Genomic DNA, 10,357 nt, shown 5'->3' on the forward strand with positions numbered 1-10,357 from the left:
ACCCCCGCGCATGTTGTGAAAGGACCCTTCATGAAATTCCGCACCTCCGCCAAGCTGGCCGCCGGCCTGCTGGCCACCACCCTGCTGGCGACCGCCTGCGGCCCCTCCGGCTCGGGCGCCGACACCACCTCCCCGGCCGCCGAAGGCCCGGTGGAGATCGGCATCGTCCAGTACGTGGCGCACCCCTCGCTGGACGCGACGGCCAAGGGCTTCAAGCAGGCGCTCGCCGACGCCGGCTACACCGGAGACAAGGTTGTCTACGACGAGCAGAACGCCCAGGGCGACGCCGCCACCAACACCTCCATCGCCGGCAAGTTCGCCTCCGATGGCAAGGACCTGGTCCTGGCCATCGCGACCCCGAGCGCCCAGGCGGCCTACAACGCGGTCGCCGAAACCCCGATCCTGTTCACCGCGGTGACCGACCCGGTCTCCGCCGACCTTGTCGAGTCGCTGGAGGCCCCGGGCGGCAACGCCACCGGCACCTCCGACGCCAACCCGGTCAAGGAGCAGCTGCAGCTGGTCAAGGAGCTGGACCCCGAGGCCAAGAGCGTCGGCATCGTCTACTCCTCGGGCGAGGTGAACTCCGAGGTCCAGGTCAAGGCCGCCAAGGAGGCCGCCGCCGAGCTGGGCCTGGAGATCAAGGAAACCGCCATCAGCACCTCCGGCGAGGTCCAGCAGGCCGCACAGTCCCTGGACGTCGACGCGTTCTACGTGCCCACCGACAACAACGTCGTCTCCGCGCTGGAGACCCTGCTGCAGGTGGCCGAGGACAAGAAGATCCTCACCATCGCCGCCGAGGGCGACTCCGTGGAGCGCGGGGCCGTGGCCACCTACGGCATCAGCTACGAGAAGCTGGGGTACCAGACCGGCCAGATGGCCGTGAAGATCCTCAAGGGCGAGGCCACTCCGGCCTCCATGCCGGTGGAGACCCAGTCCGAGCTGCAGCTCTACGTCAACACCGCTGCCGCCGGGCGCATGGGCGTCACCCTGCCGGCCGGCTTCGCGGACGGCGCCGACGTCGTCTTCGAAAAGTAAGCCGCCTTCGAAAAGTAAAGCCGCCTTCAAGTAAGCGGCGCACACGCACCCCCCGGCGGCCGGCCGGCACCCCGGCCGGCCGCCGGCACACCTCACGAGAGAAACCAAGGTTCCCACCCATGATCACCGCGGTTGAACTGGGCCTGATCTACGCGATCATGGCGCTGGGGGTCTATCTGACCTTCCGCATCCTGGACTTCCCCGACCTCACGGTCGACGGCTCCTTCACCACCGGAGCCGCCGTCGCGGCCGTCGGCATCATCAACGGCATGCCCCCCATTGCGGCGACCCTGCTGGCATTCTTCGCCGGCATGGCGGCGGGCATCGTCACCGGCCTGCTGCACACCAAGGGCAAGATCAACGGATTGCTGGCCGGCATCCTGACAATGATCGCCCTCTATTCGATCAACCTGCGCATCATGGGCAAGGCGAACCTGCCGCTGCTGCGCGAGGAAACCCTGGTCACGCCGCTGAAGGAGGCCGGCCTGCTCGGCACCGGGCTGAGCGTGGCCACGTTCCTGCTGGTGGCGCTGGCCATCAAGTTCCTCCTGGACTGGTTCCTGCACACGGACACCGGCCTGGCCATGCAGGCGACGGGCGATAATGAAGAGATGATCCGCAGCCTCGGCGTCAGCACCGACAACCAGAAGATCCTGGGCCTGGCGCTGTCCAACGGCCTGGTGGCGCTGTGCGGCGGACTCATCGCCCAGTACCAGGGCTTTGCCGACATCGGCATGGGCATCGGCATCATCGTGGCGGGCCTGGCCTCGGTCATCATCGGCCAGGCGATCTTCGGACACCGGCTGATCCTCATCGCCACCCTGGCCGTGGTGCTCGGCTCCGTGCTGTACCGCGTGGTCATCCAGCTGGCCCTGCAGGCCGGCCTGCAGCCCAACGACATGAAGCTGATCTCCGCGGTCCTGGTGGTCGTTGCCCTGGTCCTGCCGCAGTGGAGCGGCTTCAGGAAACTGGCGGCCCGCCTGAAGCCGGCCGCCCCCGCCGAGAAGGAAACGGTGGCCTAGCCATGTTGGACCTCAGCAATATCACTAAGACGTTCTTCCCCGGCACGGTCAACGAGCGCAAGGCGCTGCGCGGCGTCGACCTGCACCTGGCGCCCGGCGAGTTCGTGACCGTCATCGGCTCCAATGGCGCGGGCAAGTCGACCATTTTGAACATGGTGTCCGGGAAGCTGCGTCCGGACACCGGCTCCGTGGTCATCGACGGGACCGACGTCACCAGGCTCGCCGACTTCCAGCGCGCAAAGTACATCGGCCGCGTCTTCCAGGACCCGATGGCCGGCACCGCGCCGACGATGAGCATCGAGCAGAACATGGCCATGGCGCTGGAGCGGGGCAAGCGCCGCGGCCTGGCCCTGGGCGTGACCGCCGCCAAGCGCGAGCGCTTCACGGAGGAGCTCAAGTCGCTCGAGCTGGGGCTGGAGCGGCGCCTCAAGGCCAAGGTGGGCCTGCTCTCCGGCGGACAGCGCCAGGCACTGTCCCTGCTCATGGCCACCTTCAGCGGACCGAAGATCCTGCTCCTGGACGAGCACACCGCGGCGCTGGACCCCCAGCGGGCGGCGCTGGTGTCCCGCCTGACGGCCGAGCTCGTCGAACGCCACCACCTGACCACGCTCATGGTCACGCACAACATGGAGCAGGCGCTGACGCTGGGGACGCGCCTGGTCATGATGCACGACGGCCGGATCATCCTGGACCTGGACCAGGAGCGGAAGTCCCAGATGACCGTCGCGGACCTGCTCCACGAGTTCGAGAAGATCAAGGGCGCGCAGCTCGACGACCGCACCATGCTCCAGTAGCTGTACGGCTCCGGCTGCCGGGGCCCCGCTGGCTGCGGCCCCGGCAGTTGCGTCCCCGCCCGAAGTCCGGGAGGGGACACAAAAGAACCCGGCCCCACTACCGTGGGGCCGGGTTCTTTGCTGGTGCCCTCGAAAGGATTCGAACCTTCGACCTTCTGCTCCGGAGGCAGACGCTCTATCCCCTGAGCTACGAGGGCGAGCCGGGACTGCCTGTCCCGGCCGGGAACGTAGATGAGCTTATCAGCACATGGCCCGCCTTCCGCAAATGCGGCTTCCCGGCGCGTCGCGGTCCGCGGAAAAACGGGGGTTCGGCGCGGGTATCCTTGTCTGGTGACTCCAGAAGAACTCTCCTCAGCCATTGCCACCTGCCTGAATGAGGCCGTCGCCGCCGGCGACCTCGCCGTCGAGGTCCCCGCCGAGGTGCGGGTGGAGCGGCCCAAGAGCCGGGAGCACGGAGACTGGGCCACCAACATCGCGCTGCAGCTGGGCAAGAAGGCCGGCATGAACCCGCGTGCCCTGGCCGAGCTGCTCAAGGGCCGGCTCGAGGCCGTCCCGGAGGTGGCCTCCGTGGACATCGCCGGCCCCGGCTTCCTGAACATCACCCTCGACGCCGGAGCGGCAGGAGGCCTGGCCAGGGCGATCGTCGAGGCCGGGGCGGCCTACGGCACCAACGACGCCCTTGCGGGGCACACGGTCAACATGGAGTTCGTCTCCGCCAACCCGACCGGTCCGCTGCACATCGGCCACACCCGCTGGGCCGCGCTGGGCGACTCGATCGCCCGCGTCCTGAAGGCCAGCGGCGCGGACGTCACCCGCGAGTACTACATCAACGACGCCGGCAACCAGATGAACATCTTCGCGCTGTCCGTCTACAACCGCCTGCACGGGCTCGACGTGCCCGAGGGCGGCTACCCGGGCGAGTACATCAAGGACCTGGCCGGCCACGTCGCCGCCGCGCACCCCGGCATCCGGGACCTGCCCCAGGAGGCGGCGCTGCCGATCATCCGCCAGCTCGCCTACGAGGAGCAGATGGCGGACATCCGCCGCACCCTCGCCGATTTCGGTGTGGAGTTCGACACCTACTTCTCCGAGCAGTCCCTGCACGCGGCCGGCGCGGTGGAGGACGCCGTGGCGCGCCTGCGCGAGCAGGGGCACATCGAGGACCGCGACGGCGCAGTATGGCTGCGCACCACGGACTTCGGCGACGACAAGGACCGCGTGCTCATCCGCGCCAACGGCGAGCCGACCTACTTCGCCGCCGACGCCGCCTACTACCTCTCGAAGAAGGACCGCGGCTTCCCGGAGAAGATCTACCTGCTGGGCGCGGACCACCACGGCTACGTGAACCGGCTCAAGGCCATCGCGGCCGCCGCCGGCGACGACCCGGAGGCGAACATCGAGATCCTGATCGGCCAGCTGATCTCGGTCAACGGCGCCCGCCTGTCCAAGCGCGCCGGCAACATCATCGAACTGCGCGACCTCATCGAATGGCTGGGCGCGGACGCGCTGCGCTACTCGCTGGGCCGCTACCCCGCGGACTCGCCGATGGCGATCGACCCCGAACTGCTGAAGAAGAACACCAACGACAATCCGGTGTTCTACGTCCAGTACGCCCACGCGCGGTCCCGCGCCGCGGCCCGCAATGCCGAGGCTGCCGGAGTGGACCGCTCCGTGTTCGACGGTTCGCTGCTGACCCACGAAACCGAGAACGAACTGCTCGCCTACCTGGGCCAGTTCCCGTCCGTGGTGGCGCAGGCCGCGTCCTTCCGCGAACCGCACCGCGTCGCCCGCCACCTGGAGCAGATTGCCGGCGCCTACCATCGCTGGTACCAGTCCTGCCGCGTTTCCCCGCTGTCCGGGGAACCGGTCGAGGACGTCAACCGCACCCGACTTTGGCTCAACGACGCCACCAGCCAAGTCCTGGCCAACGGCCTGGGCCTGCTCGGCGTCACCGCCCCGGAGAAGATGTAGACATGGCTGCCTCCCCACTTGCCCCCGCCTGGCTGTCCTACCCCGCCGACGCCAACGCGTTGCGCCCGCTCGAATGGGCCTCCGGCGTCGCCCGCGGCGCCGACGGCCAACTCGAGGTCCAGGGCATCCCGGTGTCCGCGCTCCAGGAGCGCTTCGGCACCCCCCTGTACGTGCTTGACGAGGACGATTTCCGTGCCCGGGCCCGCGCCTTCAAGCAGGCCTACGGTGCCGCTTTCGCCGACCTGTGCGGGGGAGTGGACGTCTATTACGCCGGCAAGGCGTTCCTCTCCATCGAGGTGGCCCGCTGGGTGACCGAGGAGGGCCTGCGCCTGGACACCTCCTCCGGTGGCGAGCTCGCCGTCGCCCGCCGCGCCGGCGTGCCCGCGGCGAACCTGGGGCTGCACGGGAACAACAAGTCCGTCGCGGAGCTGGAGACCGCCCTCCAGATGGGGCTGGGACGCATCATCGTGGACAGCCTTGACGAGCTTGAGCGGCTCGGGGCCGTGGCCACCCGGCTGGGGCGCACCGCCAACGTCATGCTCAGGCTGACCCCGGGCGTGCACGCGCACACCCACGAGTTCATTGCCACCGCCCACGAGGACCAGAAGTTCGGCCTGTCGATGGCCGAGGGGGACACCGTTCCCGGGGCCGGGGGAACCGCCGAGGGCGGGTCCCCGGCGGCCGTCGCCGTCACCCGCGCGCTGCGCCACCCGGGGATCAACCTGCTGGGCCTGCACTGCCACATTGGCTCGCAGATCTTCGAGCCGGAGGGCTTCGCGCTGGCCGCCGAGCGCCTGCTGGCCTTCCTGGCCGGGGTCAGGGACACCCACGGGGTCGAGCTGCCCGAACTGGACCTCGGCGGCGGCTATGGCATCGCCTACACCGAGCAGGACACCCCCCGGGAACCGGCTGAGCTGGCCGCGGCCATGGCCGCCGTCGTGCGTTCGGCCTGCGCCCGGCTGGGCCTGGCCGTGCCGCGGATCTCCATCGAGCCGGGGCGGGCCATCGTCGGGCCGACGACGTTCACCCTCTACGAGGCCGGGGTGCGCAAGACGGTGGCGGTGGACACCGAGACCGGCACCGTCGAGCGCCGCTACGTCGCGGTCGACGGCGGCATGAGCGACAACGCGCGTCCGGTGCTGTACGACGCGGACTACACTGCGGTCCTGGCCTCCCGTGTGACGGATGCGGAGCCGATTGTTTCCCGCGTGGTTGGAAAACACTGCGAAAGCGGTGACATAGTCGTCAGGGACGTTTACCTGCCGGAGGACGTCGCTGCGGGCGACCTGATCGCGGTGCCCGCCACCGGGGCCTACTGCTGGGCCCTGGCCAGCAACTACAACTACCTGGGCCGGCCCGCGGTTGTCGCGGTGCGCAACGGCCAGGCCCGGTTGATCATCCGCAGGGAAACCGAAGAAGACCTTTTGGCCCGTGACATGGGAGCGTAGACAACTCGTGAAGACACTCAAGGTGGCCTTGCTCGGCTGCGGCAACGTCGGGTCCCAGGTGGCCCGGATCCTGCTCGAGGATGCCGAGGACCTTGCCGCCCGCGTCGGTGCCCGCCTGAAGCTGGCCGGCATCGCCGTGCGCAACCCGGACGCCCCGCGCGAGGCCGACCTGCCGCGCGAACTGTTCACCACCGACGCCGAGGCGCTCATCGCCAGCGCCGACATCGTGATCGAACTGATGGGCGGCCTGGAGCCGGCCGGTACGCTGGTCCGCTCCGCGATCGCCCACGGGGCCGCGGTGGTGACCGGCAACAAGGCGCTGCTTGCCGCCCAGGGGCACGACCTGTCCGCCCTGGCCGAGGAAGCCGGCGTACAGCTGTCCTACGAGGCCGCGGTGGCCGGCGCGATCCCGATCCTGCGCCCGATCGCCGAGAGCCTCGCCGGGGACCACATCACCAAGGTGATGGGCATCGTCAACGGCACCACCAACTTCATCCTGGACGCGATGGACACCACCGGCGCCGCGTTCGGCGACGTGCTGGCCGAGGCCCAGCGCCTCGGCTACGCGGAGGCCGACCCGACCGCCGACGTGGGCGGGCACGACGCCGCGGCGAAGGCCGCAATCCTCGCCGCGCTGTCCTTCCACACCACCGTCGACGCCGCCGACGTGCACTGCGAGGGCATCACCTCGATCACCGCCGACGACGTCGCCGCCGCCCAGGAGGCCGGATACGTCATCAAGCTGCTGGCGATCGCCGAGCGGCTTCCCGCCGCCGACGGCAGCGACGGGATCAGCGTGCGCGTGCACCCGACCCTGATCCCGCGCCTGCACCCGCTGGCCAGCGTCCACGGTGCGTTCAACGCCGTGTTCGTCGAGGCCGAGAACGCGGGCCAGCTGATGTTCTACGGCCAGGGCGCCGGCGGACGCCCCACCGCCTCCGCGGTCCTGGGCGACACGGTCGCCCTGGCCCGGCGCCTGGTCATCGGCGGCCGCGGCCGCACGCGCAGCCACGACGTCACCATCCCGGCGCTGCCGATCGCGCAGACCACCACGAGCTACTACATCGGGCTCGAGGCCAAGGACCAGCCGGGCGTGCTCGCCCGCATCGCGCAGATCTTCGCCGCGCACGGGGTCTCCATCGAGACCATGCGCCAGACCACCCACCCGGTGGCCGACGGCTCGGGGGACTCCGCGACCCTGCGCATCGGAACCCACCGCGGTCCCGAGGCGGCCCTTGCCGCCACCGTTGCCGAGATCGAGCAGCTCGATGTCGTCACCGCCGTAACCTCTGTCCTGCGAGTTGAAGGAAACTAAGTGGCCCACCAGTGGCGCGGAGTCATCCGCGAATACGCCGACCGCCTGCCCGTCACCGAGTCCACGCGTGTGATCACGCTGGGCGAGGGAGGCACCCCCCTGGTCTTTGCCCCGGCACTGTCCAAGCTCACCGGTTCGGAGGTCCACCTGAAGGTCGAGGGCATGAACCCGACCGGGTCCTTCAAGGACCGGGGCATGACCATGGCGATCACCGCCGCGGTCGAGGCCGGGGCCCAGGCCGTCGTGTGCGCCTCCACCGGCAACACCTCCGCCTCCGCCGCCGCCTACGCCACGCAGGCCGGCATCAAGTGCGCGGTGCTGGTGCCGGACGGCAAGATCTCCATGGGCAAGCTGTCCCAGGCGGTCGCGCACGGGGCCGAGCTTCTCCAGGTCAACGGCAACTTCGACAACTGCCTCGAAGTTGCCCGCAAGCTCAGCGAGAACTACCCGGTGTTCCTGGTCAACTCGGTCAACCCGGCCCGTATCGAGGGCCAGAAGACCGGCGCCTTCGAGGTCGTGGACTTCCTGGGCGACGCCCCGGACTACCACCTGCTTCCGGTGGGCAACGCGGGCAACATCACCGCCTACTGGAAGGGCTACAAGGAGTACGCCGCCCCGTACGCCTCCAACACCGCGGGCGAACTGCCTGCCGTGGCCACGAAGACCCCCATCATGTGGGGCTTCCAGGCGGCCGGCGCGGCCCCGCTGGTGGCCGGACACCCGATCACCGAACCGGACACCATCGCCACGGCCATCCGCATCGGCAACCCGGCCTCCTGGGACCAGGCGATCGCCGCCCGCGACGAGTCCGGCGGCCTGATCGATGCGGTGACCGACGAGGAGATCCTCGCGGCCCACCGCTGGCTCTCCTCCAAGGAGGGCGTCTTCGTCGAGCCCGCCTCCGCCGCAGGGGTGGCCGGCCTGCTCAAGTACCACGCCAGGGGCGAGGTGCCGGCGGGCAAGCGGATCGTCATCACCGTCACCGGCCACGGCCTCAAGGACCCCCAGTGGGCGCTGCGGAACCAGGACGGCACCGACATCCAGCCCACCAAGGTCGACTTCGACGTCGTCGCGGTCGCGTCCGCGCTCGGGCTCGCCTAAGCGGCGCCAGGAAGGATCGCAGTGCCCGAAGGCAACACCGTCCGGCGCGTCGCCGCCGGCCAGTCCATCACGGTCTCCGTCCCCGCCACGAGCGCGAACCTCGGCCCCGGTTTCGATTGCCTGGGGCTGGCGCTGGGACTGCGCGACACCCTGAAGGTGAGCACCGTCGCGGGCGACGGGGTCGTCGTGTCTGTCGCGGGCGAGGGGGCCGGCACGCTGCCCACCGATGCCAGCCACCTGGTGGCGCGCACCATCCTGCGCCGCTGGGCGGAACTGGGTTTCGAGCCCGCGGGCCTGGAGATCGAGGCGGAGAACCGGATCCCGCACGGCCGCGGGCTCGGCTCCTCCGCGGCCGCCATCGTCTCGGCGCTGGCCGCCGCCGATGCGCTGCTCCCGGCCGGGCTGGGAGGCGGCGCCGATGCCCTCTTCGAGGCCGCTGCCCTGCTGGAGGGGCATCCGGACAATGTCGCCCCGGCCATCTATGGAGGACTGACCCTCTCCTGGCAGGACGGTGCGGAGTTCCGCAGCGTGGGCGCCCCGATCGACGCGGGCATCGTCCCGGTCGTGGCGGTTCCGGACGTGGAACTGTCCACGCACCGGGCACGCGGGCTGCTGCCGGCCTCAGTGCCGCACGACGTCGCGGCCGCCAACGGGGCCCGGGTGGCGCTGCTGGTGCGGGCGCTCACCGGCGAGCCGGGCCTGCTGTTCGACGGTACGGTCGACCACCTGCACCAGGGGTTCCGCGCCGAGGCGATGCCGCAGAGCGCGGCGCTGATCGCACGCCTGCGCGCCGGGGGGATGGCCGCGGTGGTCTCCGGCGCCGGCCCCACCGTGCTGGTGCTCGCGGCCGACGCCGGCCAGGCCCAACGGGCCGCGGACCTGATTGAATCCTCGAACGCGGACGACGCCGCTGTACGCTGGCGTGTCTGGATGCCGGGCGTGGACGCAGCGGGTGCTAAAGTGGAAGTGCACCAGCGGTAGCTTCCGGTGGGCCCTCGCCGGCCCGGATCGGGCAGGCACTTCCTGCCGAGGACCGCTTCAAGCGCCGCAGGTCGCCTTCACTCCGGCCGTTCGCCGAACCATTCCGGCCGGCAGCCCCAACACGGTTTGAAGCCCGCACGGCCGCGGTGGCACTCCACGCCACCGGGCCGGCAACCGGCGCAGCATCTGAGGCTGCGACCGGAACAACAACACTGCGGTCCGTTCCGACACGGTCCGCCCGACGAGGGGGAAGGAACCTTCGTGACCGAAACCACCAGCCTGCCCGCAGGCGTGGACACCACTTCCGCAGAGGCGCCGAAGAGCTCGGGCCTGGCCGGCCTGAAGCTTGCCCAACTGCAGGCGCTTGCCTCGCAGCTGGGGATCACCGGCGCTTCGCGGATGCGCAAGGGCGACCTGGTCGCCGCGATTTCCAGCCACCAGCGCGGAGGCTCCGTCGCCGACCGCGAAGCCGCCGCCAAGGAGGCCAAGGCCCCGGCACGGGCCAGGGCCGCCCAGAAGGCACCCGCCCAGGCCGAGGAAGCCCCGGCCGCGGAGGCCCAGCCGGCCGAGACCCCGGCCGCGGAGGCCGCGCCCGCACGCCGCACCCGCAGCCGCCGCGCCACCAGCAACGGCATTGCCGCCGCCGCAACCGCCGCCGCCGAGGCCGCTCCGGCCCTGGTCGAGGCGGCG

9 protein-coding genes and 1 tRNA gene are annotated in these 10,357 nt (G+C 70.5%); 9 read left to right on the forward strand and 1 reads right to left on the reverse strand.

Annotated elements, in window-relative coordinates; translation table 11 throughout:
* Positions 1 to 30 precede the first annotated feature (30 nt).
* The 3 genes from NCCP_RS12690 to NCCP_RS12700 all read left to right on the forward strand — a co-directional run bounded on the left by NCCP_RS12690 (position 31) and on the right by NCCP_RS12700 (position 2,851).
* Positions 31 to 1,035 carry an ABC transporter substrate-binding protein gene (locus tag NCCP_RS12690; RefSeq protein ID WP_149957656.1) on the forward strand — a complete coding sequence of 335 codons (1,005 nt, stop codon included), beginning with the start codon at positions 31 to 33 and terminating at the stop codon, positions 1,033 to 1,035.
* Positions 1,036 to 1,154: 119 nt separating this feature from the next.
* Entirely contained in the window at positions 1,155 to 2,057 is a 903-nt protein-coding gene (locus NCCP_RS12695) for an ABC transporter permease (protein ID WP_149957657.1), read from the forward strand.
* A gap of 2 nt (positions 2,058 to 2,059) precedes the next feature.
* Positions 2,060 to 2,851, forward strand: a complete 792-nt coding sequence (locus NCCP_RS12700) for an ABC transporter ATP-binding protein (protein WP_149957658.1) — start codon at positions 2,060 to 2,062, stop codon at positions 2,849 to 2,851.
* A gap of 121 nt (positions 2,852 to 2,972) precedes the next feature.
* Here NCCP_RS12700 and NCCP_RS12705 read toward each other — a convergent pair.
* Positions 2,973 to 3,048, reverse strand: a tRNA-Arg gene (locus tag NCCP_RS12705).
* A 133-nt stretch (positions 3,049 to 3,181) separates the two neighbouring features.
* Here NCCP_RS12705 and argS point away from each other — a divergent pair.
* From argS to NCCP_RS12735, 6 genes are all read left to right on the forward strand, one after another.
* Entirely contained in the window at positions 3,182 to 4,822 is a 1,641-nt protein-coding gene (gene argS, locus NCCP_RS12710; protein WP_149957659.1) for an arginine--tRNA ligase, read from the forward strand.
* 2 nt (positions 4,823 to 4,824) lie between these two features.
* On the forward strand, positions 4,825 to 6,270 hold the full coding sequence (gene lysA, locus NCCP_RS12715; protein WP_149957660.1) for a diaminopimelate decarboxylase: 1,446 nt from the start codon (positions 4,825 to 4,827) through the stop codon (positions 6,268 to 6,270).
* Between the two features lie 7 nt (positions 6,271 to 6,277).
* Positions 6,278 to 7,585 (forward strand): homoserine dehydrogenase, encoded by a 1,308-nt coding sequence (locus tag NCCP_RS12720; RefSeq protein ID WP_149957661.1) that lies wholly within the window; start codon positions 6,278 to 6,280, stop codon positions 7,583 to 7,585.
* Positions 7,586 to 8,686: a threonine synthase gene (thrC, locus tag NCCP_RS12725; protein ID WP_149957662.1), complete on the forward strand. Its 1,101-nt coding sequence runs from the start codon at positions 7,586 to 7,588 to the stop codon at positions 8,684 to 8,686. It abuts the gene before it with no gap.
* A 21-nt stretch (positions 8,687 to 8,707) separates the two neighbouring features.
* The gene (gene thrB / locus NCCP_RS12730; protein ID WP_149957663.1) at positions 8,708 to 9,667 is read left to right on the forward strand and encodes a homoserine kinase; all 960 of its coding nucleotides are present in this window, start codon (positions 8,708 to 8,710) and stop codon (positions 9,665 to 9,667) included.
* A 261-nt stretch (positions 9,668 to 9,928) separates the two neighbouring features.
* Positions 9,929 to 10,357, forward strand: a 429-nt coding sequence (locus NCCP_RS12735) for a Rho termination factor N-terminal domain-containing protein (protein ID WP_172627400.1), incomplete at its 3' end; no start/stop codon positions are given.

Origin of the sequence: Zafaria cholistanensis (assembly GCF_008580665.1) — a bacterium.
GTDB classification, from domain to species: Bacteria; Actinomycetota; Actinomycetes; order Actinomycetales; family Micrococcaceae; genus Zafaria; species Zafaria cholistanensis.